Below are 23,657 nucleotides of genomic sequence, written 5' to 3' on the forward strand. Positions count from 1 at the left end.
AGGGCGTCGGGCGGGACCAGAGCGAAGGACCGGACCAGAACGGTGTACCGGACGGAGGCGTCGAGCGGGAGGGGAGCGGGGCCCAGGTCTGGCCCGGACAGTGGGTGACCGAACGGCTCGGGGTCACGCTGCGTGGCGAAGGACTGCGTGACCTGCTCGGACTGGCGCTGCGGCGCAACCCCAAGCGGGCACATCTGCTGGTCTCCACGGTGCTCGGCAAGCACGTACCGCAGCTCCCCTCGGCCGTGTACGGCGCGGGAACCGGGCTCGGGCGCCGGGTGCGCGCGCTGCTCGGTGACGTGGACGCCGACCGCGCCGTCGTCCTCGGCTTCGCCGAGACCGCGACCGGGCTCGGCCACAGCGTCGCCGACGGCATCGGCGCCGTCCCCTACCTCCACTCCACCAGGCGCCGCGTGCCCGGGGTCGCGCCCGTCGGCGGCTTCGAGGAGGAGCACAGCCACGCCACCTCCCATCTGCTGCTGCCCGAGGATCCCGAACTGCTGCGCGGCGACGGGCCGCTGGTGCTCGTCGACGACGAGTTCTCCACCGGCAGGACGGCCCGCAACACCATCGCGGCCCTGCACGCGATACGGCCCCGCGACCGCTACGTGATCGCCGGGCTCGTGGACATGCGCTCGCCGGAGGACACCGCGGCGCTGGAGAAGTGCGCCGCCGAACTCGGCGCGCGCGTGGACGTGCTCGCCCTCGCATCGGGCGGGGTGCGGCTCCCCGATGACGTGCTGGAACGCGGTCGCGAACTGGTCGCCGCACACGGCGGCGACACCGGCACCGCGCGGGGGACGGGCGACCGGGCGCCTGTACGGCGCGTGGACCTCGGCTGGCCCGGAGGGCTGCCCGACGGCGGCCGGCACGGCTTCGGCCCCCGCGACAAGGAACGGCTGGACGCGGCGCTCCCCGGCATGGCCGAACGGGTCCTGGCCGGGCTGGACTTGGACGCGGACGGAGACGGAGACGCGAGTCAGGGCCGTGGCTATGACTATGGCCCCGGCCAGGATTCGGCAACGGGCCTGGGTCAGGCGTCGGCCCCGGGCGGGGCGCCGGCCCCGGACCGAGTACCGGCCACTGGCCCGGGCGGCGGCGCAACGCCCGCCGCGCGTGTGCTCGTTCTGGGCAGCGAAGAGCTGATGTACGCGCCCCTGCGCCTCGCGGACGAGCTGGAGCGCCACACGAGGGGAGCGGCCGAGATCCGCTTCTCGACCACCACACGTTCGCCCGTCCTGGCGGTGGACGACCCCGGTTACGCGATACGCAGCGCCCTGCGCTTCCCCGCGCACGACGCGCCGTACGTCCCCTGCCCCGCCCCGCGGGAGGGGGCCGGTACGGCCGAGCGGTACGCGTACAACGTCGCGGGGCAGGGCTTCGACGCGGTCGTCGCCGTCGTGGACAGCGAGGGTGACACCGGTGAACTGCACGCGCCCGGCGGCCTGTTGGACCAGCTGTCGAGGTGCGCGCCCCGCGTGCTCCTAGCGGTCGTTCCGGCCTACGTGCCCGCCTGCGTGTCCGCCGACGTTCCGGCCTCCTACGTGCCCGCTGACGCGCCCGCACGCACCGCCACCGGGCTGCCCCGGCCGCTCGGCGGGCCCGCCTTCTCCTCGTACGCTGCCGAAGACGTCGCCTGGCTGCTCCAGGACCTGTCCGACGTCGAACTGGAGGCGCCTACCGAAGAGCGTGAGGAGGCCATCCAGGCGGGAGGCGCCCACTACGCCGAGTCGCTGCCCGTCGAGTTCCAGCCCAGCGCGGAGTACCAGCGGCTCTTCCACACCGCGCTCCAGGGTTCGGCGGCCCGCATCGCGCGCGCCGTGGGCACCGTCACCGAGACGGTCCTCGCCGAGCGCGGCCCGCGCCCCGTACTCGCCTCGCTCGCGCGCGCCGGCACCCCTGTCGGCGTCCTGATGCGCCGCTGGGCCCGTTACGCGCACGGCCTGGACCTGCCTCACTACGCCGTCTCCATCGTCCGCGGACGGGGCATCGACACGACAGCGCTGCGCTATCTCGCGGCACACCACGACCCCGCCGACGTCGTCTTCGTCGACGGCTGGACAGGCAAGGGCGCGATCACCCGCGAACTGGCCGACGCCCTCGCGGGCAGCCCCGGCTTCGAACCGGAGCTGGCGGTGCTCGCCGACCCCGGCTCCTGCGTGCGCACGTACGGCACCAGGGAGGACTTCCTGATCCCCTCCGCGTGCCTCAACTCGACCGTGTCGGGACTCATATCCCGTACGGTGCTCCGCGCCGACCTCGTAGGCCCTGACGACTTCCACGGTGCGAAGTTCTACCGCGAGCTGGCGGGTGACGACGTCTCGGGCCTCTTCCTGGAGGCGGTCGAGGCCCAGTTCGACGCAGTACGGGACGCGGTCACCCGGGACGCCGCCGTACTGGCGGGCGCCGACCGCGCGCCCACCTGGGAGGGCTGGCACGCGGTGGAACGCATCAGCGAGGAATACGGCATCGGGAACGTCAACCTCGTCAAACCGGGCGTCGGCGAGACCACCCGCGTCCTGCTGCGCCGCGTGCCCTGGCGCATCCTCGCCCGGCGCGGCGCCGGAGCCGACCTCGATCACGTACGTCTGCTCGCCGAGCAGCGCGGCGTCCCGGTGGAGGAGACGGACGACCTGCCCTACACCTGTGTCGGACTGATCCATCCCCGCTACACGAGAGGCGCCACGGGCGCCGACGGAAAGGCGGCCCGTTGAAGCACCCGCTGAAGTCCCAGCCACAGCCCCAGCCCCAGCCGCCCCAGCGGCCCCGGCTCCCGCTCGTCGCCAGTGACCTGGACAGGACGCTGATCTACTCCACCGCGGCGCTGGGCCTGACCATGCCCGACGCCGAGGCACCACGCCTGCTGTGCGTCGAGGTGTACGCGCACGAACCGCTCTCCTTCATGACGGAGGAGGCCGCCCGTCTACTGGCCGACCTCGCCTCCCGTACGCACTTCGTGCCTGCCACCACCCGCACCCCCGAGCAGTACCGGCGCGTCAGCCTGCCAGGACCGCCGCCGCGCTTCGCGGTGTGCGCCAACGGCGGCCACCTGCTCGTCGACGGCGAGAGCGACCCCGAGTGGCGTGCCGCCGTGAGCGAACGGCTGACCGAGTGCGCGCCGCTGGCCGAGATTCGCGACTACATGGTGCGTCAGGCGCACCCGGACTGGCTCCTCAAGGAGCGCGTCGCCGACGGGCTGTTCGCCTATCTCGTCGTGCTACGGGAGCTGCTGCCCGACACCTGGGTCAAGGAGTTCGCCGACTGGGCGGGCCCGCGCGGCTGGAACGTCTCACTACAGGGACGCAAGATCTACGCCGTACCGCGTCCGCTCACCAAGAGCGCGGCCGTCGCCGAGGTCGCACGCCGCACGGACGCCGCCCATACGTACGCAGCGGGCGACTCGCTCCTCGACGCCGACCTGTTGCACGCCGCCGACCGGGGCTGGCGCCCCGGGCACGGCGAACTGGCCGAGAGCGGCTGGAACCCGCCGCACGTACGGGCCGTCCCGGAACAGGGCGTCGTGGCGGGTGAGAGCATCCTGCGCGAGCTGCTCTCCTCTCTGCGCTGACCCCGGAACGGGCGGCTCCTGACGGGCGCTCCTTCCACAGGTGCCCCCTCACAGAGGCGTCCTCTCCACCCGCGCCCTCACTTCCGCCCGCCGAACAGCGAGGCCCGGCGGCGTAGTTCGTCGCCCCGCCGGGCCGCCAGCTCGCGCTGCTCCCTCTCGTCCTGCTCGGGGTGCCTGTGCTGCCAGTAGGGGTTGTCGTGCGGCAGCCCTCCGCTCACCCGCCCGTACATCCCGAACAGCAGCAACAGCACCCCGACCACGAAACTGAACACCACGTTCTGGATCTCGAAGGCCAGGAAGTTGTAACGGGTCTCCAGTAGTGCGAGGTTGACGAATCCACTGAGAACGAAGAGGCCGCCCAGGAGGATGTTCAGCGTCGAAGCGAAGTTCCCGCCGCGCACCATCCCGTAGAACAGCAGGCCGCCGACGACGATCGACAGAACACTCAGCGCGCCGTTCGTGTTCAAACCCCCGACCCGGGACCCTCCGGTGTCGAAGAACCCGATCCTGTCGATCAGGCCCAGGATTCCGAAGACCACCAGGATGACCCCCACCAACCCGGCGCCGAAGCGGTAGACGCGGCTCAGCTTGTGGCCCACGGGCAGCTGTTCCGTGACGATGTCGCGGCGGGTGGGCCGGCGGTGGCGGCCTGCCGGGTGCGGTCGCGTGGCGGCCATGATCGGCCTCCTCGTCTACGGGACGGGTCTGGAGGCGTCCAGCGCTTCTCCCCAGGATCCGCTCCCGCTCCCCGGACCACAAACGGTACGACGGGCCCGGGACCGTGTGCGCACCAAGCGCCACGGGCTGTGGGGCCGTGGACACAGGACCGGCCACTGACCGTGTACGGCGGGCCCTCAGTGCCCGCCCGCGCGCTCCTGCCGGATCTGCTCCACCGTCTGCTGGACGGTCTCCTTCACGGCGTCCAGCTCCGTCAGCAGGTGCCAGTAGTCGGGATGGCGCCCGGTCAGGGACGCCACCGCGCGGTCCACCCGTTCCACGGCGTTGTCCAGAGGACGCGCGTGCCGGGGGTCGGGGGTGCTGCGCCCCGCCATCGCCAGACGCTGTGCGTCACGGATGGCGAACCGGGTGCGCTCGACCTCCTTGCTGTGGTCGAACGACACCTCGTTGAGCCGTTGCAGCCGCTCGCCGGCGGCCTTCACGGCCTCGTCGGTGGTGTTCAGCAGCGCCCGTACGGTCGACAGCAGCGCGGTCGCGTCGGCCCAGCGCTGCTCCTCGCGCGCCTTACGCCCCTCACGCAGCTTCTCCTCCGCCTGCCGTACCGAGCGCTCCGCCTGCTGCGGCACCTGCTGGAGGTCCTGCCAGCAGGCCACGCTGAAGCGGCGCCGCAGCTCGCTCAGCACCGGCTCGACCTGCCCTGCGCGTGTGTGCAGCGCCTGCGTACGTGTCCGCAGCGAGGAGAGGCGCTTGTCGATGTCGGCGGCCTTCTCGGGGAGCCGCTCCGCCTCCCCGCGGATCGCCTCCGCCTCGCGTACGACTTTGTCGGCACGCTGCACGGTCTCCTGCACGCCGTGCGTGCCCGCGCCCTCGTTGAGGCGGGTCAGCTCGGGGGAGAGCGCCGCGAGGCGAGCGGCGAGATCGTCGGCCTTGAGCCCGGAGCCGCGTACCTGGTCCAGCGCGTTGCTCGCCGCGAGCAGGCTCTGTCTGGCCCGCTCCACGGCGGGCGCCAGCCGCGCGAGCTGGTTCTCCGCCTGCGTCAGCAGCGGCCCCAGGCTCTGCCCGAAGCGGTCGAGGTCGGACTTGACGCGCTCCAGGTCCTGCCGGGCCTTGTCCAGCTCGGCGCGCGCCTGTGCGGCCGTGCCCGGGTCAAGGTCGTCGCGGTCGAGGTCGTGCGAGTCGACGGCGGTGATGTAGTCGTGGCTGGCGTGGTCGATGCGCGCCCCGAAGTCGGCGAAATCGGTGACGGCCTTGCGCGCGGACGGGGAGTTGTCGACGGCGCTGATGGTCTCTATGGAGATCCGCAGGTCGCGCTGGGCCGTGTCCAGCTCGTAGAAGGCTGCTGCGGCGGCGTCCTTCGCGGTCTGCGCGTCAGCCCGCAGGGTCTCCGCGCGGCCACTGCCCCAGCCCCAGCGGCGGGTACCGCCGCCGTTCATCGCCGTCACGAAACCCTCTCCCGTAGTGCGCAACATCGACCCCGACCCGTGGTCATTCTCCCACTTGGTAGCAACGAACACACGAGCTAGTTAGTTCGCACCCTGTCCCGTTCACGACCGGGTTTGCACCGCCACGTGCCCGGCAAGGTAATCTGTCGTCGCACCACTTCCCGGGCGCATAGCTCAGCGGTAGAGCGCTTCCCTTACAAGGAAGATGTCACTGGTTCGATCCCAGTTGTGCCCACCACTCGCCAGGCTTGTGAGCTGCGACGCGAAGGGCCCCCGAAGACCGTTCGGGGGCCCTTCGCCGTGCGGCGTGCCTTCGGGGGGCCCGGCATCGTTACCGGGGCTGAGTAGTCGCATTCTTCTAGGAGACCCCCATGCGCCGAAGCCTTGCCGTCGCCGCTGTGCTCGTCGGACTCGTTCTGGTGGCCGGGCCCGCCTACGCCGAGACCGGGCCGAAGGGCGGGCAGCCGAAGCTGCCCTCCTCCGCACTCGTGGACAAACTGAAGGGCGTTCTGCCCGTGCTGGCCAAGGGCGGGATGAACAACCGCTGACGGCGGCTTACTTGGAGCGACGCCGGACGGTCCCGGAGCACCGGGGCCGTCCGGCTTTTGTCTGGCCGTACGCGCTCGCCTGTGTGGGCCGTATGCGCTCACTGGTACGCGTGAACGCTCGTGCGCGTGCCGGGTGTTGAGACCGGGCGCGGGGCCCGCGGGGGAGGGAATGGCCGCATGAGATCACTGAGTGCGCGGGGCGTGGGGGTGCTGTTGCTGGCCGTGGGAACGCTGGGGGCCGCGCAGGCCCAGCCCTCGGAGGGCCCGCCGGGGCACGGGCCTGAGGTCGTGCCGTACCTCTCGCTCGGCTGGGGCGATCCGCCGGAGCCGACCGGGCTGATGAGGGCGACGGGCGTGGACGGCTTCTCGTTCGCCTTCGTGCTCAGCGCGGGGCGCTGCGAGCCGCGCTGGGACGGCACCAGGCCGCTGACCGGGGGCGGGGACGAGCGTGCTGTGCGGGCCGTGCGCGACGCGGGCGGTGAGCCCGTCGTCTCGTTCGGCGGCGGGGGCGGGCGCACGCTGGAGCGGGACTGCCCGGACGCCCGTTCCCTCGCCGCCGCGTACCGGCGCGTGATCCGTACGTACGGGCTGCGCGCCATCGACGTCGACATCGAGGCGTCCGCCTACAAGAGCGCGACGGCCCGGCGGAAGACCATCGGGGCGCTCAAACGCGTGCGGGCCGCCCGTCCGGGGCTGAGGATCTCCGTCACGGTGCCCAGCCTCCGCAGCGGCCCCGAGGGTGTGCTCATCGCGGAAGCGGCACGAGCAGGGTTCGCGCCGGATGTGTGGACGGTCATGCCGTTCGCCTTCGGGGAGCGGCCCAAGGAGCAGGCCGCCAAGGAGGACATGGCGCGGAGCACCCTGCGCGCCGCCGAGGGGCTGAAGGCCCGGCTCCGGCAGGCGTACGGCTATGGGGACGCCGAGGCGTACGCGCACAGCGGCATCTCGACGATGAACGGCATCACGGGCCACCAGGAGGTCATCACGCCACGGGACTTCCGGACGATCGCCCGCTATGCGCGCGGCCACGGGCTCGGGCGGCTGGCGTTCTGGTCGGTCAACCGCGACCGGCCCTGCGGTGCGCGCCCGTACCCGGCGGAGGACAGGTGTTCGGGGCTCAGTCAGCGGCCGTGGGAGTTCACCCGTGCGATCACGGGGACCGCGCGGCGCGCATGAGCCCCGGGGATGCGGACGCCTGCCGGTCAGAGGCCGAACGCAGGCGCGTACCGGATCGGGCCGCGCGGGGGTTTGCCGTGGTCGAGGGAGAGCGCGAGGAAGGCGTCGTCCGGCCAGTCCTGGCCCTCGGGCGGGGTGATGCCGAAGGCGGAGGCGGGGGAGAAGCCGAAGCGCGGGTAGTACACGGGGTGGCCGAGCACGGTGACGGTGCGCTCACCGACGGCGCGCGCCGCTGCGAGCGCACCCCTGATGGCGGCCGTACCCGCTCCCTTGCCCTGATACGCGGGAAGCACGGCGCACGGGGCGAGCGCCAGCGCCGGGGTGTCGCCGATGTGGCAGCGGGTGAGGAGCGCCTGCCCGACGGGCTCGTCGTCCGGCGAGACGGTGACGTAGGAGAACGGGGCCAGCCAGGCGTTCTCGTCCTCCCGCAGCGCGTCCACGAGGTCGGCCTCTTCGGAAGTCTCGAAGGCGCTCAGCAGGATGTGGCGTACGGTCTCGGCCTCGCCGGGGTGCTCGATCCGGGCCAGCCAGGTGGGGGCGGTCATGCGGAGGGTGCCTCCGTCGGGTTCGGTGCTGTCGGGGGCGCGGGGACGGGCAGCAGGCCGCTCTCGCTGACGGCCCGCATCGAGGGGAGCACGGGGAAGGTGACGGCGCCGGACGAGGGCGCGGGCGCGGGGCCCGCGGCTGCGACAGCGGCGATGACCTCGTCCGCCGCACCGCCCCCGGGCTCACGGCGTATCACGTAGGCGGCGAGCCCGCCGGCGGCGAAGAGCGCGAAGACCGAGACGGCCGTGCCGAGCCAGCTGGCGCCGAGCCACTGGCCGCCGAAGTATCCGAGGCTCACGCTGTAGGCGGCCCAGGCCAGTCCGGCGAGCGCTGACCAGGGGGCGAAGTCGCGGGCCCTGCGGCGTGCGGCGCCCGCCGTGAGGCTGACGACGGAGCGGCCGGCGGGCGCGAAGCGGGCGAGGACGACGAGAACGCCTCCGCCGCGCACGAGCGCCCTGCCGAGGCTCTCCTGCGCGTGGGTCAGCTTGCGGGAGCGGGCCACGGCGCGGTCGAACCGCTCGCCGCCGCGCCAGGCCAGGCGCCAGGCGACCATGTCACCGATCAGGGAGGCGCCGGCGGCGCAGAGGACGAGCAGCAGCATCTCGACGAGGTGGTCGCTCTGGGCCGCGTGCCGTGCGGCGGCCGTGGGGAGATCGGCGGCGTCGGCTGCCGTGGTTCCCGCTGCGGCCGTCGCCGCGGCGATCACGAGAACTCCGCTGGGCAGCAGGGGTACGAAGACATCGAGAAGCACGGATGCGGCGATGACCGCGTAGATCCAGGGGGACCCGGTGACCGACCCCAGGACTTCCGGCACTGCTCTCCCCGTTTCTCCCCTGCGCGACGCTCGTTTCACTCGTGTTTACCGCCGTACAGCGTACGCCTGGGTCCCCCGCTCAGGGCGGCTGGGGCGACGTGGCGACGCTCTCACGACGACCCCGGTTACAGATGCACTGGATCGGACCACAGGCGCATCTCGGATCAGTGGAGGCCAGCACGATGAAGCAGGTAAGGCGCAGGGCAGGCGTGGGTGGAGCGAGCGCTGTGACGTTGGCGACAGCGCTGCTCGCCGGGGTGCTCGCCGGAAGCGGGACGAGCACGGCGAGCGAGCCCAGCGCGGGAAGCGGAACCCGTACGACCGGTGCAGCGGACGAGCGCGGCACGGGAAGCGCGGCGGGTGCGGGGAGCGCGGCGTCGGGCGCGCGTGTGGGGGCTGATCAGGTGCGGATGGTCTACGAGCGGTTCGCGCCGCCCCGCGCCATCAACCCGCCACGTGCCTTCACCTACGACCGGCGCAGGGTGCCTGCGGGCGCCGGGATCCGGGTCCTGCAGCGGGCGGGCGACGGGAAGACGACCGTACGGGTCGCCGTGCACGGGCTCGCGCCGCGCTACCGGTTCGGTGTGCATGTGCACACCAAGCCGTGCGGCCTGCGGCCCAACGACTCGGGGCCGCACTACCAGAACGTCAAGGACCCCAAGCAGCCCTCGACCAACCCCCGTTATGCCAACCCGCGCAACGAGGTGTGGCTCGACTTCACCACCGACGCGAAGGGCAACGGCGGCGCCGTCTCGCGGCACGACTGGACGTTCCGCCGTGGTGAGGCCAGGTCGGTCGTCCTGCACGAGAGGGGCACCCACACGGGCCCTGGGCACGCCGGTCAGGCGGGCGACCGCCTCGCCTGCGTCTCCGTACCGTTCGCCGGGTCCAAGAAGGGCGACTGAGGCTCGGCGCGCACGGAGTCACGGACAGGCGCTGGGGGTTGCGGGTCGCGCCGGTGCGCCGGGCGCAGGGTGAGCAGGGCCGCGCGGGCCACGGCATCGGTGTCGGTGAGCGTGACGGAGCCGACGCCGGGCCGTGCTCCGGCGGCCGTCACCCAGTGCACACCCTCGGTCGGCACCCCCACGGCGAAGCGGTACGGATGGGCGCGGCCACCGGCGTCCACCAGCCGGTACGGGCGCGCGGTCACGTCCAGTCCGCCCGTCTCGTAGCCGTCCACCGTGTGCGGGCGGCACTCACCCGCCTCCAGCAGGCCCCGCAGCAGGGGGTCGGCCGTGCGGCGCAGGTCGGGGGCCGGCAGGCGAGCCTCGATCAGCGTGGTGGCCGTCACCGAGGAGCCCGGTACGGCGGGGGAGCGGGCGGCGAAACCGCCGGGGACAGCCGTGACCTCCAGCCGGGGACCCAGCACCTCCAGCACGCCCGCCTCGATCAGCGCGACGGCCTCCTCGATCCGGCGCCGGGGCGGCCCGATCGACAGGAACGCGTTGAGCGGTGTGTACCAGCGGTCCAGGTGGTCCCGGCGTGAGGCGCCGGCCAGGCCGCCGTGGTCGACGATCAGCCGCAGTTCGTTGCGCAGGTCCCGCAGGACGTCGAGCGCCGCTTTGACGGGGCCCGCGACGTTGCCCTGGCGCGCGTCGGCGATGTCCTCGCGCAGCCGGGCCAGCAGCCACGCCCTGTGCTCCCCGGGCGAGGCGAACGCCTGCTCCCCGCACGGACGGGACACCGCGTCCCACTCCCACCGGGCCTCGGGGCCGCCGATGCCCGACTCCCGCAGTACCGCGGCTTCTTCGGGGCTGCCGTGCGGGGTCGCGAGGAAGCGCGTACGGAAGGACGGTTCCGGGGTGCGGGAGTACGGTCCCGGCGGTGCGGGGCGCCGGGCGAGCAGCGCTTCGTAGTAGACCGTTTCGACTTCCTTGGCGACCAGGGGCCACACCTCGGTGAGGAAGTCCGGTCGGTCGCCGGTCTCGGCGCGCTCGCGGAAGCCCGCTATGACGGGCGGGGTCAGCAGCAGCGGGTCGTGGCGGCCGTGCGCGCCCTTCTCGTTGTCGCCGCGCGCGTGGTAGGGGACGCCGCGCCGGGACCCGGCGTAGAGCCGGGGTTCGCGGCCGGAGGGGACGTAGCGCAGCGGTCCCGCCGCGCTCCGGATGAAACGGCCGCCGCGGCCGGTCGTCAGCAGGGCCATGTAGTCGAAGAAGTTGAGGCCCAGCCCGCGCAGGAGCACGGGGCTGCCCGGGGCGAGCCCGTCCAGTCCGGATGCGGTGTCGGCCGGGTTGGCCGGGGGCAGATAGCGCAGCGCACGGGTCTCGGCGTGCGCTGCGAGGTGGCGCTGTGCCGGCCCTGGCACGGTGGGCAGATGGCCCTGGGCGAGGACGACGCAGCTCAGGCCCGGCAGTTCGGTGCCGTCGGAGAGGGTGAGGTGCTGCTGTCCCGCGGCGGACTCGGACAGGCGTGTGGCCCGCGCGCTGTGGACCTCGACCCGTACCGAGTCCGGCGCTGTGCGCAGCACTTCGCGGAAGACCCACTCCAAGTAGGCGCCGTACAGGGCGCGGGCGGGGTAGTCGTCGGGGCCGGGCGCCGCGTCCGGCGAGGTGCGCGCGTGCCACTCGTGGAGGCTGGGGCCCGGGCGTATGGGCCCTTCGGCCTCGACGCTGTCGTCGGTGAACAGGGTGACCTGGGAGGCGACGGTGTTCATCAGGAGTTCCCCGGACTGCTCCGTGCGCCACACGCGTCCCGCTCCGGGCGGATCGGGGTCGATGACGTGGACGGTCACGTGCTGTCCGGGGGCGAGAAATCCGGGCGCCGAGGCGCAGAGTCTCTCGACCACGCTCGTACCTCGCGGACCTGCGCCGACGACGGCAAGGGCGTGGTGCTGGGCCACGAGGCATCTCCTGGGGAGTGCGAAGGGGACACGGGCGCGGGCCATCATGCACCACGCGGAATGCCCCCGTCCGGCCTGGGCCCTTCACCTCACGCTTCGTTCACAGCCTGCGGTTCGGGGGAGCTGAGCGTGCTTGTCAGCACCGGTACGAGGCCGGAGCGCGGCGTGCCGTCGGGTGCGGCGGTCGCCGGACGTGCCTGGTCGAGGGTGTACTCGGCGGCCCGGCCGTGCAGCGTCAGGGTCATGATCTGGTTGCCGAACCACGGGCCGCCCGTGCGGCGCCACTTGATCAGGGGCTCGCCGGCGTGGCCGTGCCTGGCCAGCGCCCGGCCGAGCCAGCGTCCCGGAAGGCTCCAGCCGAAGCGGAAGGCGGGGCGCAGCACGGCCGGAACGCTGTTGTGCATGGGGGAACAGGTGAGCTGTACGACGCGTGAGCGTGGCCTGCCGTCAGCGTTCCCGGCTGTCTTGTCGCCCGCCGCCTTCGTGCCGCCGGCCGTCTTGAGGTTCTCGAACTCCGGCTCCGTGACGTACGCGTGGTGCACGTCGCCGGACAGGACGCTGACCGAAGCCGGTGCCTCGTGGTCGTTGGCGACCCGTTCGATCAGTTCGGTCAGCGCGCGGAAGGAGTGGGGGAAGGCCGCCCAGTGTTCCAGGTCGGCGCGCTGGCGCAGCGCCTCGCTGAAGCGCACCCAGCGCTGCCCGCGCGCCCCGGAGCACAGGGCGGCGTTCCACACCTCAAGGCCGTGCACGGCGGGCGGGAGCAGCCAGGGGAGGGAGGAGCCGATCAGCAGGTGGTCGACGGCGCCGGGTCCGCCGTCCAGCACCTGCTCGTGCAGCCAGTCCATCTCCTCGTCGTCCAGCATCCGGCGTTCCCCCTCGGGAAGCACCCGCGCCGCACGGGTGTCGACCATCAGCAGGCGCACCCTTCCGAAGTCCCTGCGGTAGCTCCAGCGCACCGCCGTGGGGTCGAGGTCGGCGCGCTCGGCGAACTCGCGCAGCGGGGGAGCGCCGTCGCCCTCCTTCTCCGAGGCGGCGCGTACGGCGGAGAACAGCGGGTCCTCGGCCAGCTCGGCGGGAGAGAGGTTGCCGAGGTGCTGATGGACCCAGTACGAGGTGAGGCCGCCCAGGACGCGTTCGTGCCACCAACCGGTGCCGCGGATCTCACGCTGCCAGGTCTCGCTGGTGTTCCAGTCGTCGATGACGTCGTGGTCGTCGAAGATCATGCAGCTCGGCACGGTGGACAGGAGCCAGCGCACCTCGGGGTCGAGCCACGATTCGTAGTACAGCTCGGTGTACTCCTCGTAGTCCGCGACCTGGTCCCACGGTGCCTCGGTCAGGTCGCGGTTCCGGCCGATCCTGGACCGTACGCGCTCAGACGTGGCGTCGGCGTAGACCTGGTCACCGAGGAGGAGCAGCACGTCAGGGCGGTCGCCGCCCGCGATGGCCTGCTGCGCGAGCGCGTCCAGCGCGTCGGGGCCCATCGGGTCGTGCCGGGAGTCGGCCGGGCGTGCGGCCCAGCGGCAGGAGCCGAAGGCTATCCGGAACGGTTCGGTGTCCGACGGCGGAGCCTCGGGCGGCGCCAGCGTACGGATGGTGCTGAGGGGGTGGGGCGAGGCGGGCAGTGGCCAGACCTCTTCGCCGTCGAGCGTCACCCGGTACGGGGTCTCCGTGCCGGGTTCCAGGCCGACGACGGTGACGAGCGCGTAGTGGTGCCCGGCGACCTGCCAGGTGTGGGCGCTGCCACCCGCCGTGGCGCCGTCGCAGTGGACCTCGGCCTCACAGGGTGCGTCCGTCTCCAGCCAGACGGTCGCGGTGTCCTGGTCGACATATCGCAGAAGCGGGCCCAGTCGGAGGCCGGTCATCTCGGTTCTCCCTCTTCGCGCCGTACGGTGCGGGCGGTACGGGTGCAGACCCGCACCGTACGGAACGAGGGAGCGTCTCTACCAGTTTCCGGCGGATTCCGGTGTCACATATTCAGCCCCGGCCGGTTGTGAGCACCGGGCGGGTGTTTCCCACGGGTCAGCAGGTGGCCAGTGACTTCTTCAGCGCCTCCTTCTCGGGGGCGTCGGCACTGAGGCCGTAGGTGTGCTTGACCCAGATCCACATGCGGACGTATTCGCACGCGTAGCCGGACTCCGGCGGCATCCACTTGGCCGGGTCCTTGTCGCCCTTCTCCTGGTTCACGTTGTCGGTGACCGCCAGGAGCTGCGCGATGTCGAGATCGTTGGCCAGCTTCTCGCGCTTGTCCTGCGACCAGTCCGAGGCTCCTGAACGCCACGCCTCGGCGAGCGGGACCATGTGGTCGATGTCGACATCGGCGGGGTCCGTCCAGCTCTCGCCGTCGTACGGGCTCTTCCAGGTGCCCTTCGTGGGGCGGCAGTCGTCGCCCGTCTCGACGCCCTCGCCGTCGCGCTTGAGGACGGCCTCACGGGTGTTGCAGCCGTTGCCCTGGTCGCTCCAGTGCGGGAACTTCTCGCGCGAGTACCCGTCGAGCGAACCTTCGGCCTTCTCGGTGATCTTGCCGAGCATGGTGGTGGCCTCCTCGGCGCTCGGCGGCGCGGGGGGCTCGGCCAGCGCCGAGGAGGTGCTCAGGGTGAGGGCTATCAGCAGCCCGGAGACGGCGGCGGCGAAGGCGGCGGCGAGTACGGACCAGCGTCGACGCGCGTAGAGGCGCGGGCGCGTCCGGTGCCTGTGCGGCATGCGAACTCCCAGGGGGTGGGGGGAAGTTGAGCGTGACCAGCGTGACGGTCGTGTGCACGTCACTTCAAGAGCCTGCCCCTGTTACGGGGGTATGGACACATGCGATACACCCATCTGGCCCACGGGGTACCGCAGTTGGTCACTCATGGCACTGTTTGAACCGTTTTGGAGCGCGAACTTCCGTGCGAGGAAAGGGAAATGCGCACCGGCGCAGGGGAAGGCACGACCTAGGGTGAGCCGGTGCCGCTTGCCGCAGCCACGCTGCTGCCCCTGACCCCGACCCTCGGCGCCGTCCTCGTCACGCTCCTGCTCGCCGCCGCCGGAGTCGCCGCGTTCGCGAGCCTCACGCAGGACAACGGCCGCCCCTACGCGCGCGCCGTCCTGACCGCGGGAGTGCGCGCGGCCGTGCAGCTCGGCGCCGTCTCCCTGGTGATCGGCTGGGCCGTCGGCGCCGTGCCCTCGCTGCTCGGGTTCGTCCTGCTGATGCTCGCCGTCGCCGTCCGTACGGCCGGGCGGCGCATCACGGCGAACGGCACCTGGTGGTGGGCCGCCGCGCCGGTGTGCGCCGGGGTGCTGCCGGTGCTCGCGGTGCTGCTGCTGACCGGACTCGTACCGCTGCGGGGCATCGCGCTGGTCCCCATCGCGGGCATCCTCACCGGCGGGGCGCTCACCGCGACCGTGCTCGCGGGGCGCCGCGCGCTGGAGGAGCTGACGACGCGGCACGGGGAGGTCGAGGCCGCCCTCGCGCTCGGCCTCCCCGACCGTGAGGCGCGGCTGGAGATCGCCCGCCCCTCGGCCGCCGGTGCGCTGCTGCCCGGGCTCGACCAGACGCGGACCGTTGGACTGGTCACACTGCCCGGCGCCTTCGTCGGCATGCTGCTGGGCGGAGCCTCGCCCGTACTGGCCGGGGCTGTGCAGCTGTTCGTGCTGGTGGCGCTGCTTCTGGTGCAGGTGATCGCGGTCGCCGTCGTGCTCGAACTGATCGCGAGAGGCCGGCTCCATCGCGTACAGTCGTGCGAGTCAGGGGGGTCGGAGGGGCCCGCGGGGGGATAGCTTTTCGCCCCGTTCGAGCGTTCGGCCGTTCGCTCGCGGCATGAGTGCGGCGGCCTCAAGCCACGGAGGAATCCCCCGTGATCAGCCTCACCGTCGCCGCCGTCGTCCTCGGCGTCGTCGTCCTCCTCGAACTTCCCGACAAGACGGCGCTCGCCGGGCTCATGCTCGGTGCCCGCTACCGCGCCTCCTACGTCTTCGCCGGGGTCGCCGCCGCCTTTCTGCTGCATGTCGCACTGGCCGTCGCCGTGGGCAGCGCGCTCGCGCTGCTGCCGCACCGGCTGGTCCAGGGGATCGTGGGCGTTCTCTTCCTGATTGCGGCGGGATCGCTGCTGATCAAAAAGGACCAGGGAGTGCCGGGGCGGTCGCTGGAACCCGCAGACCAGTCCTTCTGGAAGGTCGCGGGGAACGGGTTCACGCTCATACTCGTCGCCGAGTTCGGCGACCTCACCCAGATCATGACCGCGAACCTCGCGGCCAGATACGACGACCCCCTCTCCGTGGGGATCGGTGCGGTGGTCGCGCTCTGGTCCGTGGCGGCGCTCAGCATCTTCGGCAGCCGTGCGCTCACCAAGCGCCTCCCCGTGCACGCCGTCACCCGCGTCGCCGCCCTCCTGATGCTGGCCCTCGCCGCCTTCAGCCTCTACGAGGCGCTCGTCTGACCCTCTCCCCCTCCCCGGGACAGGTGGAGACGTGCCTCCTGGACATGTGAAGCCGTGGATACGTGGGGCGCCTGAGGGCACCCGGGGCGGCCGAGGGTCTGTCTCCTAATGGCGGTGCAGAGCGCGCCATGGACCCGGGCGCGCGGAGAGAGTGGAGGCATGAGTGGAGCGCCAACGACGAGGCGGGGCATCTTTCTGTCGATCGGCGCGCTGCTGCTCGGCATGCTGCTCGCCGCGCTCGACCAGACCATCGTGGCGACCGCTCTGCCGACGATCGTCAGCGACCTCGGAGGCATGGACCACCTGTCCTGGGTGGTGACGGCATATCTGCTCGCCGTCACGGCGGCCACGCCGCTGTGGGGGAAGCTCGGCGACCAGTTCGGACGCAAGCGGCTCTTCCAGATCGCCATCCTGATCTTCCTGGTCGGCTCGGCCCTCTGCGGCATCGCGCAGAGCATGCCGCAGCTCATCGGCTACCGCGCCATCCAGGGCCTCGGCGGCGGCGGTCTGATCACGCTCTCGATGGCGATCGTCGGCGACCTCGTGCCGCCCCGCGAGCGGGGCCGCTACCAGGGCCTGTTCGGTGCGGTCTTCGGTACGACCAGCGTGCTCGGGCCGCTGCTCGGCGGCTTCTTCACCGAACAGCTGAGCTGGCGGTGGGTCTTCTACATCAACCTGCCCATCGGTGCCATCGCGCTCGTCGTGATCGCGCTCGCGCTGCACGTTCCCCTCGGCACGCGCTTCCACCGGATCGACTACCTCGGTACCTTCCTCATCGCCTCCGTCGCCACCTGCGTCGTCCTCGTCACCTCGCTCGGCGGCACCACGTGGGAGTGGAACTCCGTCGAGATCTACGGGCTCTCCGTCGTCGCGGTCCTGCTCCTCGCCTGCTTCGTCCTCGTCGAACGCAACGCGGCGGAACCCGTGCTTCCGCCGAGCCTGTTCAGCAACCGCAACTTCACCCTCTGCGCGGCCATCAGCTTCGTCATCGGCTTCGCGATGTTCGGCGCGATGACGTACCTGCCGACGTTCCTCCAGGTCGTGCACGGCATCACGCCGACCATGTCGGGCGTGCACATGCTGCCGATGGTCCTCGGCGTGCTGTTCTCCTCGACGCTCTCGGGACAGCTCATCACCCATACGGGGCACTGGAAGATCTTCCCGGTGCTCGGCACGGGCCTCACCACGCTCGGCCTGGTGCTGCTGCACCGTATGTCCCCGGACAGTTCACAGCTCGAAATGAGTGTGTACTTCGCGGTGTTCGGCCTCGGCCTCGGGCTGGTGCTCCAAGTGCTGGTGCTGGTGGCGCAGAACGCCGTGCAGTACGCGAACCTCGGCGTCGCCACCTCGGGCGTCACCTTCTTCCGCTCCATCGGCGCCTCCGTCGGCGTCGCCGTGTTCGGCGCGCTCTTCGCCTCGCTGCTCGGCGGCAACCTCACCGACGCGCTGCGCGGCCAGCGGCTGCCTTCCGGGCTGACACCCGGCACCCTCAAGCACGACCCGCAGTCCACCGGGAAGCTGCCGCCGGGGGCGCGGCGAGGCGTGCTGGAGGCGTACTCCTCGTCCATCACGGACGTCTTCCTCTACGCCGCGCCTCTCGCTCTCCTCGCCTTCCTCCTGACCTGGTTGATGCGCGAACAGCCGCTGCGGCGCAGCGTGCAGGTGCCGGACGAGAGCGAGACCCTGGGCCCCTGCCCCGTCGAACGCTCGTCCGCCGACGAGGTCGCACGTGCCCTGTCCACGCTCAGCACGCGCGAGGGACGGCGCGACCTGTACGCACGGATCGCCGAGCGCGCGGGAGCCGAACTGAACCCAGCGGCATGCTGGATGCTGCTACGCGTCCACAACGACGGGCCCGTGCAGCCGGCGCTGCTCCCCGACACCACCTCGATCCCGCACAGCGTGGTCACCGCGGGGGCCCGTCAGCTGGAGGAACGCGGACTGGCCGAACGTGAGGGACTGGTTCTTCTCGCCACCGGCGAGGGCGAGCGCATGGCCGAGAACCTCGCGCGGGTACGTGAGGAACTCCTCGTCGAACTGCTCGGCGACTGGTGGACGTCGGACAGGCCAACGGACCTGACCGACCTGGTGCACGAGCTGAACGAGGAGACGGGACGCACGGGGCCCCCTCCCCCCGCCGAACCGCCACACAGGGCGTAGGACCGGCCCGCCTCGCCGGAAGGTGCCGTTCACAGGGCTGCCGCTCGCACGGCTGCCGTTCACAGGTGGCGCGGGGCTGCGCTCAGTTGAGCCACACGAGAAGTGCCTCGCCCTCGCCGGCCGCGGCTGTGACGAACTCCACGAGGGGTTCGTAGTGCTTCCGTACGTACTCCAGCGCGTCCTCGCCCTCGTCCCAGATCGCCGGACAGACGTCCTCGCGTTCCAGCTTCTCCGTGTCCGCGCCCTCGGTCAGTTCGGCGCCGGATATGCGCCCCAACAGCTCGGCGGCGAGCGCGACGCGCTCCGGGGCGAGGGCATGGGGCGGGCTCGTTCCCCAGCTCGGCGCTCCGGGTATTCCTGCGTCGCCGAAGATCACCTCGACGGGGACGTTCTTGCCGCTGAGCAGCACCGCGAGGGCTCCCCACGTCTTGTCGATGTCGAGGAAGCGGGCCTGTGAGGGAGCCGGCTGCCCGGCCTGCCATGCGGCCCTTTCCAGCTCCAGCACATGCGTGTGCGCCCACTCGGGGTCGCGCAGCGCACGGTCGAGCTGGGTGGGTGTCAGACGGGCGTAATTCGCGATCATCCCCATGCTCCGCAGCGTAAGTGCGGCCTCTGACAACGCCGTCCGAAGCTGCGTCCGTGACACTGCTCGCACTTCCGGCGCGCTTGACCATGACCGACCTCGACCGCGTATGGTCCACCACTGGACAGTTGCTGGCGATTCGGGCACGGGGCCGTGAGCCGGACGGCACGCGGCGTACCGCCCAGGGGAGGGGCCGGATGACGGCGTACGAACGCTGTCCCGAGTGCGGGGAAGACGCTCGGGCGTGCGCGCACCGGGCGGAGGACGGGCGCGAACCTGTACGGGAGTCCGAAGACCCCCTGCACATACGCCCCTACGTGCGGCTCCGCGAGTCCGAGGCCGAGTCGGGGGCCGGGACCGGTGCGAGGACCGGAGCTGAGGCGCCGGACGGTGCCGACTCCGGGAACGGCGAGGGCGCGGCCCGTACGACGGGTGCCGTGGGCGTCCCCGTTCCCGGCCCGGAAGCGCCGATGCCCGACCTGTCGCCGTTCGCCCGGCACGGGATGGACGAGACGACCGAACTGCCCACCGTGAGCGGAGGTTCGCGGCCGAAGAGGGCCGCACGCAAGGCCGCGCCGGAAGCGGCCTCGGTGCACGCCGAAGCCGAACCGTCGCAAGCCGCCCCTTCGCACCGGCGCGAGCGGCGCCGTCCCACCACCGCCGTACTGGCGGGCGTCGGAGTGGCTGCCGTGCTCGGCGCCGGACTGCTGACCACGCAGATCCTCACCGGAGGGGGAGAGGGCCAGGGCAGCCAGAACGGCGAGGAGCGGGCGATGCGGCACGCGCCCACGGGTGCGCCGACGCACGCTCTGCCCTCCTCCTCGCCCCCGCGGGAGAAGAACGGCGAGACGGAGCCGGCCTCACCCTCCGCCGTGCCGTCACGTACGGGCCCCTCCGGTACGCCGCGTGCCGACCGGGACGGGGAGGCGCACACGGAGCGTGCGGCGCCCTCCGGGAAGCCCTCAGTGCCGGCCTCCCGGCCCGGCAGTTCGGCCGGGAAGCGGAGCCCGGACGCCGACCGGAAGCGCCCCGAACGCCCGGGACGCCCCTCCGGAGCCACATTGAGGCCCGGTGACTCGGGAGCCGCCGTCTCCGAGCTGCAACGCCGCCTGAAGCAGGCGGGGTTCCTCGACGACAGAGCGGAGGAGGACGGCGTCTACTCCTCGCGCGTCCAGGAGGGCGTCTTCCGCTACCAGGCCCGCTACGGCCTCCTCCACGACGACCCTCCCGGCGAGTACGGCCCCGCGACCCGCCGCCACCTTGAGGCGCGTACGTCCGGCTGAGTGGGTGCGCCGGCGTGCCAGTACGCGGCGCCAGCGGGGACCTCTGGTGCGCGCACCAGGCCGGAGTGCCAGGCCGCTCCTGGTGCGCAACGGCAGTCGTCCACTGGCGGGTGCGTCGGCTGCGCACTACTGGTACGCACTGGCGGCCGGGCGCCGGCGCGCGTCGATGGCCGACCACTGGTACGTGCTCTCGCCCTGGGCGAGGTGCACCCCGTGCGCTGACCACTGGCGCTCACCGGTGGCCCGGCGTCGGCTCGCACAGGTGGCCCACTACTGGTGCGCAGCCGCGCCCTTGAGCGGTTCCGCACCAACTACCGGTACGCAACAGCGGTCCGGCCGGCCCTCCGCGCGGGCGGCACACTTCCGCGGGCACACTCCGCGGGCCCACGAGAGCCGCACGGCCCGTGGGGTCGCGGCTGCCGGGGGGCCGCGTCGTCGGGGCGGGGTCGCCGGGAGTGGGGCAGGTTTGTATGATGTAGGAACAAATGGTTCCGCCCGTGTCTCTCACCTGACGGGAGAGGCGTCCCTGACCGGCGGGCGGGCCATCTGTTCACCTCGCCAGCGAAGCCCCAGGGAGCCCGAGCATGCAGATGCCGTCGATCACCGTTCTCGGGCTGCTGCTCGACATGGACGGCACGCTCGTCAACTCCGATGCCGTCGTCGCACGGATCTGGCGCGGCTGGGCCGCCGAGAAGGGGCTGGACCCCGAGGAGGTGCTGCGCGTCGCGCACGGGCGCCAGGGGCACGCCACGATGGCGGCCGTACTGCCCGAGCGCCCGGTCGAGGAGAACCTCGCCGAGAACCGCGCGCTCCTGGCCAAGGAGACCGCCGACACCGACGGCATCGTTCCCGTTCCCGGTGCGCCCGCCTTCCTCAAGGCGATCGAGACGCTGCCGCACGCGCTGGTGACGTCGGCCGACATGGGGCTCGCCACCGCGCGCATGGAGGCGGCCGGGCTGCGTATGCCCGCCGTCCGCGTCACGTCCGAGTCGGTGAGCGCCAGCAAGCCCGACCCCGAGGGCTTCCTCAAGGGCGCGGCCGAGTTGGGCTTCCAGCCGGCCGACTGTGTGGTGTTCGAGGACTCGGGCGCCGGTATCGCGGCGGGCCTGGCCGCGGGGATGCCGGTCGTCGGCGTCGGCCCGCGCGCCTCAGCGCACGGCCCCACCGTGCACGTCCCCGACCTGGAGCGGGTCCGGGTCGAGCCGCTCCAAGGCGGGCGCGTACGGCTCACGTTCGACGGCTAGAACCGCCTCGCGCGGTCTTCGGCGCCGTGCACCCCGCCGCCGCGACGCCCCGCCCGTTCTGCCGCCGGCCGCCACGCCGCGCCCACGTGGACGGCGACTCGGCCGTGTTGCCGCTGTCCCCGCGGTGCGGTGCCGCTGTTGCACGAGCACCAGCTGAACGGGTGCGGGTCAGCGGGCGACGTGATCGCGTGCCGGCGGGCGGCGTGAGCTGGCGCGGTTATGCGAAGGCGTCAGGGATGCCGGGCGCCGCCGGAGCCTACTTCGGCGGCGCCTGCTGGACGACCTCGAACGACCAGGTTTCCGAACCGGTCGCCGCGGGCTTCGGGCGCTCGCCGGAACCCCCGCCCTGGTGCGCCTCTTTCATGGACCCGTTCATCCATGCCTGGAAGGCTTCCTCGTCGCGCCAGCGGGTGTAGACGAGGTACTGGTCGGTGCCCTCCAAGGGGCGCAGCAGCTCGAACCACTCGAACCCGTCCGCTGTCTCGACGATGCCCTTGCGCGCGGAGAAGCGCTGTTCCAGCACTTCCCGCTGCTCAGCGGGGACGGTCAGCGCGTTGATCTTGACGATGCTCATGCGTTCCATCCTGCCTCAGTCCCGGCGGGCGTTCTGTCCGGGCCCCCGGCCCCATCGGGGAGCGACCGCTAATTGTCTAAATCGGTGGACGCCCCTTACGAAAAGGCTTGTCCTGGTCTCTCCGAAGTGCACGTGGAAGTGGTCAGGTAGCGCTTACGCTCCGGCGTCTGACTATCCGGGGTTGACCGATCTTGACCAGGATCGGTTTCGGCGGGGACTGCTGGACACAACGAAACAGGTGGGGTGTGGCGACCGACGTGGCGTCCGGCAGGCCGGGCGGGGGAGACACGGAAGACGGCGGAGTTGCTGGCCCGCGCGGAGGGTTACGCGCGGCGCCGGTGCTCGTTCCCGCGTCCGTCGCGCTGCTCCTGGGCGCGTGGGGCATACAGCGGCAGGGAAGCATGTGGCGGGACGAGGCGGTGACGTGGTACGCGGCGCACCTGAGCCTCCCCGAACTGTGGCACCTCGTGGGGAACATCGACGCGGTGCACGCGCTCTACTACGTGCTGATGCACAGCGTGTTCAGCGTGTGGGACGGGGGACTGGTAGCGCTCAGGCTGCCGTCCGTGGTGGCGACCGCTGTCGCGGCTGCCGGGGTGGGTGCCCTGGGGCACCGGCTCAGCGGCGCCAGAGCCGGACTCGTGGCAGGGGTGATCTTCTGTGCCCTCCCGATCGTTCAGCACAACGCCCAAGAAGGGCGTTCCTACGCGCTGGTGAGCGCCATGGTCGTATGGGCGACCCACCTTCTTCTGCGTGCCGTCCGCAGCGGCAGCCCGAAGGCGTGGGCCGGCTACGCGGTGCTTCTCCTTCTGGCCTGCTGGATGCACGAGTTCGCGGCGCTGGCGATGCTCGCCCATGGAGTGACACTCAAGTTGTCGGCGGTTTCCCCGCCTACGTGGCGCTCATGGAGGATCGCCTGCGCCGCGATCGCCGCCGGACTGACGCCCCTGGTGGTACTGAGCCTGGGACAGGCGAAAGACCAACTGGGATGGCTCGGAAGGCCGGGCGCCGGAGCCTGGGCACTGTTCGCCGGTATCTCCCTGCTGGGCTGGATGTGTTCGCGGGTGTCCACGCGCTCCGTTCGCCGGCCGGATGTGGCGGCGGTGGCCCTCCCGTTGCTGGTGGTCCCCACCGGCGCGCTACTGGTGGCGTCCCTCGTCAAGCCCTGGTACGTCGACCGCTACGTGTTCTACGGCATGGCCGGTCTGGCGCTGCTCCTGGGAGTCACGCTCGACCGGGCGCTCGGACAGGGCGCCTTGGGACAGCGGGTGCCGTACCGCGCTGCCCGGGCGACGGGCGCCGCGCTGTGCTGCGCGGGTCTCGTCGCTGCCCTGCTGCCGCTGTCGGCGTCCATGCGTACACCGCAGTCCCGTAAGGACGACGCGATAGCGGTGACCGAAGCGGTACGCCGCATGAGCGCACCAGGTGACGCGGTGCTGTTCATGCCGTCCAGGAGGCGCGTCTGGCTGCTGTCGTCGCCGCCCACCTACAGGAAGCTCGACGATCTGGCGCTCGCCAGGGCCCCTGCGGACTCCGGCACGTTGCAGGGCGAGGAGCTGCCCGCGCGGCGGGTCGAAGAGCGTCTCAGGAAGGTGCGCAGAGTCATCGCCCTGACCGACGAGGCCGGTGAGCCTCTGGATGCCACGGGCCAGGAGAGCGTGAAAAGACGGACATTGAACGCGGGGTTCAGCGCTTGCGAGACAGCCCGGGTCAAGGGAGCGCGGATAGTCCTCTACGCCAGGGGCGGCAGCTGTCCACCGAGGCGCTGAGCGGGCTGGGAATGCGGTCCA

20 protein-coding genes and 1 tRNA gene are annotated in these 23,657 nt (G+C 72.0%); 12 read left to right on the forward strand and 9 right to left on the reverse strand.

All coding sequences use genetic code 11. The features are described 5' to 3' along the window. Window positions 1–104 precede the first annotated feature (104 nt). Both NMN56_RS01495 and NMN56_RS01500 read left to right on the forward strand, forming a co-directional pair. On the forward strand, window positions 105–2,714 hold the full coding sequence (locus NMN56_RS01495) for a phosphoribosyltransferase (protein ID WP_274039986.1): 2,610 nt from the start codon (window positions 105–107) through the stop codon (window positions 2,712–2,714). 122 nt (window positions 2,715–2,836) lie between these two features. After that, window positions 2,837–3,568: an HAD family hydrolase gene (locus NMN56_RS01500; protein WP_274039985.1), complete on the forward strand. Its 732-nt coding sequence runs from the start codon at window positions 2,837–2,839 to the stop codon at window positions 3,566–3,568. 77 nt (window positions 3,569–3,645) lie between these two features. Here NMN56_RS01500 and NMN56_RS01505 read toward each other — a convergent pair whose 3' ends face one another. Both NMN56_RS01505 and NMN56_RS01510 read right to left on the reverse strand, forming a co-directional pair. Beyond that, entirely contained in the window at window positions 3,646–4,245 is a 600-nt protein-coding gene (locus tag NMN56_RS01505; RefSeq protein WP_274039685.1) for a DUF4383 domain-containing protein, read from the reverse strand. 177 nt (window positions 4,246–4,422) lie between these two features. Further along, the gene (locus NMN56_RS01510) at window positions 4,423–5,679 is read right to left on the reverse strand and encodes a coiled-coil domain-containing protein (RefSeq protein ID WP_274039984.1); all 1,257 of its coding nucleotides are present in this window, start codon (window positions 5,677–5,679) and stop codon (window positions 4,423–4,425) included. Window positions 5,680–5,851: 172 nt separating this feature from the next. Between NMN56_RS01510 and NMN56_RS01515 the strand changes: the two genes are divergently transcribed. From NMN56_RS01515 to NMN56_RS01525, 3 genes are all read left to right on the forward strand, one after another. After that, a tRNA-Val gene (locus tag NMN56_RS01515) sits at window positions 5,852–5,926 on the forward strand. Window positions 5,927–6,059: 133 nt separating this feature from the next. Further along, entirely contained in the window at window positions 6,060–6,236 is a 177-nt protein-coding gene (locus NMN56_RS01520) for a hypothetical protein (RefSeq protein WP_274039684.1), read from the forward strand. Window positions 6,237–6,413: 177 nt separating this feature from the next. Then, window positions 6,414–7,412 carry a chitinase gene (locus tag NMN56_RS01525; protein WP_274039683.1) on the forward strand — a complete coding sequence of 333 codons (999 nt, stop codon included), beginning with the start codon at window positions 6,414–6,416 and terminating at the stop codon, window positions 7,410–7,412. Between the two features lie 26 nt (window positions 7,413–7,438). Here the strand turns inward: NMN56_RS01525 and NMN56_RS01530 are convergent, their stop codons facing one another. Next, window positions 7,439–7,957 carry a GNAT family N-acetyltransferase gene (locus NMN56_RS01530; RefSeq protein ID WP_274039682.1) on the reverse strand — a complete coding sequence of 173 codons (519 nt, stop codon included), beginning with the start codon at window positions 7,955–7,957 and terminating at the stop codon, window positions 7,439–7,441. After that, window positions 7,954–8,772 carry a DedA family protein gene (locus NMN56_RS01535; protein WP_274039681.1) on the reverse strand — a complete coding sequence of 273 codons (819 nt, stop codon included), beginning with the start codon at window positions 8,770–8,772 and terminating at the stop codon, window positions 7,954–7,956. The genes NMN56_RS01530 and NMN56_RS01535 overlap by 4 nt, the downstream gene beginning before the upstream one ends. 209 nt (window positions 8,773–8,981) lie before the next feature. Between NMN56_RS01535 and NMN56_RS01540 the strand changes: the two genes are divergently transcribed. Further along, window positions 8,982–9,677 carry a superoxide dismutase family protein gene (locus NMN56_RS01540; protein WP_274039983.1) on the forward strand — a complete coding sequence of 232 codons (696 nt, stop codon included), beginning with the start codon at window positions 8,982–8,984 and terminating at the stop codon, window positions 9,675–9,677. Here NMN56_RS01540 and NMN56_RS01545 read toward each other — a convergent pair. The 3 genes from NMN56_RS01545 to NMN56_RS01555 form a co-directional block, all read right to left on the reverse strand. Then, window positions 9,614–11,656, reverse strand: a complete 2,043-nt coding sequence (locus NMN56_RS01545; protein ID WP_430542439.1) for an FAD/NAD(P)-binding protein — start codon at window positions 11,654–11,656, stop codon at window positions 9,614–9,616. The genes NMN56_RS01540 and NMN56_RS01545 overlap by 64 nt on opposite strands. 44 nt (window positions 11,657–11,700) lie before the next feature. After that, window positions 11,701–13,473 carry an alkaline phosphatase D family protein gene (locus NMN56_RS01550; protein ID WP_274039679.1) on the reverse strand — a complete coding sequence of 591 codons (1,773 nt, stop codon included), beginning with the start codon at window positions 13,471–13,473 and terminating at the stop codon, window positions 11,701–11,703. Window positions 13,474–13,630: 157 nt separating this feature from the next. Then, the gene (locus tag NMN56_RS01555) at window positions 13,631–14,311 is read right to left on the reverse strand and encodes an HNH endonuclease family protein (RefSeq protein WP_274039678.1); all 681 of its coding nucleotides are present in this window, start codon (window positions 14,309–14,311) and stop codon (window positions 13,631–13,633) included. A 240-nt stretch (window positions 14,312–14,551) separates the two neighbouring features. Here NMN56_RS01555 and NMN56_RS01560 point away from each other — a divergent pair, with 240 nt between their 5' ends. The 3 genes from NMN56_RS01560 to NMN56_RS01570 all read left to right on the forward strand — a co-directional run bounded on the left by NMN56_RS01560 (window position 14,552) and on the right by NMN56_RS01570 (window position 18,183). Further along, complete coding sequence (locus NMN56_RS01560) at window positions 14,552–15,364, forward strand: ABC transporter permease (RefSeq protein WP_274039677.1); 813 nt, start codon at window positions 14,552–14,554, stop codon at window positions 15,362–15,364. Window positions 15,365–15,441: 77 nt separating this feature from the next. Continuing rightward, window positions 15,442–16,023, forward strand: a complete 582-nt coding sequence (locus NMN56_RS01565) for a TMEM165/GDT1 family protein (RefSeq protein WP_274039676.1) — start codon at window positions 15,442–15,444, stop codon at window positions 16,021–16,023. A 159-nt stretch (window positions 16,024–16,182) separates the two neighbouring features. Then, window positions 16,183–18,183 carry an MDR family MFS transporter gene (locus tag NMN56_RS01570; protein WP_274039675.1) on the forward strand — a complete coding sequence of 667 codons (2,001 nt, stop codon included), beginning with the start codon at window positions 16,183–16,185 and terminating at the stop codon, window positions 18,181–18,183. Window positions 18,184–18,265: 82 nt separating this feature from the next. On the opposite strand, the gene NMN56_RS01575 is transcribed toward NMN56_RS01570, so the two are convergent. Further along, entirely contained in the window at window positions 18,266–18,772 is a 507-nt protein-coding gene (locus NMN56_RS01575) for a YfbM family protein (RefSeq protein WP_274039674.1), read from the reverse strand. 50 nt (window positions 18,773–18,822) lie between these two features. Here NMN56_RS01575 and NMN56_RS01580 point away from each other — a divergent pair, with 50 nt between their 5' ends. Together NMN56_RS01580 and NMN56_RS01585 are read left to right on the forward strand one after the other, a co-directional pair. Beyond that, window positions 18,823–20,049, forward strand: coding sequence for a peptidoglycan-binding domain-containing protein (locus NMN56_RS01580; RefSeq protein ID WP_274039673.1), 1,227 nt, complete (start codon window positions 18,823–18,825; stop codon window positions 20,047–20,049). 584 nt (window positions 20,050–20,633) lie between these two features. Beyond that, window positions 20,634–21,293, forward strand: coding sequence for an HAD-IA family hydrolase (locus NMN56_RS01585; RefSeq protein ID WP_274039672.1), 660 nt, complete (start codon window positions 20,634–20,636; stop codon window positions 21,291–21,293). Window positions 21,294–21,549: 256 nt separating this feature from the next. On the opposite strand, the gene NMN56_RS01590 is transcribed toward NMN56_RS01585, so the two are convergent. After that, window positions 21,550–21,867: an antibiotic biosynthesis monooxygenase family protein gene (locus tag NMN56_RS01590; RefSeq protein WP_274039671.1), complete on the reverse strand. Its 318-nt coding sequence runs from the start codon at window positions 21,865–21,867 to the stop codon at window positions 21,550–21,552. A 245-nt stretch (window positions 21,868–22,112) separates the two neighbouring features. Between NMN56_RS01590 and NMN56_RS01595 the strand changes: the two genes are divergently transcribed. Beyond that, window positions 22,113–23,636: a glycosyltransferase family 39 protein gene (locus NMN56_RS01595; protein WP_274039670.1), complete on the forward strand. Its 1,524-nt coding sequence runs from the start codon at window positions 22,113–22,115 to the stop codon at window positions 23,634–23,636. Window positions 23,637–23,657 lie beyond the last annotated feature (21 nt).

The organism is Streptomyces iconiensis (assembly GCF_028657195.3).
Classification (GTDB): Bacteria; Actinomycetota; Actinomycetes; order Streptomycetales; family Streptomycetaceae; genus Streptomyces; species Streptomyces iconiensis.

What these genes read in the sequence shown, in the direction of transcription:
- NMN56_RS01585 (WP_274039672.1), top strand. Translation starts at nt 20,634, where the DNA reads ATGCAGATGCCGTCGATCACCGTTCTCGGGCTGCTGCTCGACATGGAC.
- NMN56_RS01545 (WP_430542439.1), bottom strand. Translation starts at nt 11,656, where the DNA reads ATGGCCCGCGCCCGTGTCCCCTTCGCACTCCCCAGGAGATGCCTCGTG.
- NMN56_RS01555 (WP_274039678.1), bottom strand. Translation starts at nt 14,311, where the DNA reads ATGCCGCACAGGCACCGGACGCGCCCGCGCCTCTACGCGCGTCGACGC.
- NMN56_RS01570 (WP_274039675.1), top strand. Translation starts at nt 16,183, where the DNA reads ATGAGTGGAGCGCCAACGACGAGGCGGGGCATCTTTCTGTCGATCGGC.
- NMN56_RS01575 (WP_274039674.1), bottom strand. Translation starts at nt 18,772, where the DNA reads ATGGGGATGATCGCGAATTACGCCCGTCTGACACCCACCCAGCTCGAC.
- NMN56_RS01510 (WP_274039984.1), bottom strand. Translation starts at nt 5,679, where the DNA reads ATGAACGGCGGCGGTACCCGCCGCTGGGGCTGGGGCAGTGGCCGCGCG.
- NMN56_RS01530 (WP_274039682.1), bottom strand. Translation starts at nt 7,957, where the DNA reads ATGACCGCCCCCACCTGGCTGGCCCGGATCGAGCACCCCGGCGAGGCC.
- NMN56_RS01590 (WP_274039671.1), bottom strand. Translation starts at nt 21,867, where the DNA reads ATGAGCATCGTCAAGATCAACGCGCTGACCGTCCCCGCTGAGCAGCGG.
- NMN56_RS01505 (WP_274039685.1), bottom strand. Translation starts at nt 4,245, where the DNA reads ATGGCCGCCACGCGACCGCACCCGGCAGGCCGCCACCGCCGGCCCACC.
- NMN56_RS01550 (WP_274039679.1), bottom strand. Translation starts at nt 13,473, where the DNA reads ATGACCGGCCTCCGACTGGGCCCGCTTCTGCGATATGTCGACCAGGAC.
- NMN56_RS01525 (WP_274039683.1), top strand. Translation starts at nt 6,414, where the DNA reads ATGAGATCACTGAGTGCGCGGGGCGTGGGGGTGCTGTTGCTGGCCGTG.
- NMN56_RS01520 (WP_274039684.1), top strand. Translation starts at nt 6,060, where the DNA reads ATGCGCCGAAGCCTTGCCGTCGCCGCTGTGCTCGTCGGACTCGTTCTG.
- NMN56_RS01500 (WP_274039985.1), top strand. Translation starts at nt 2,837, where the DNA reads ATGCCCGACGCCGAGGCACCACGCCTGCTGTGCGTCGAGGTGTACGCG.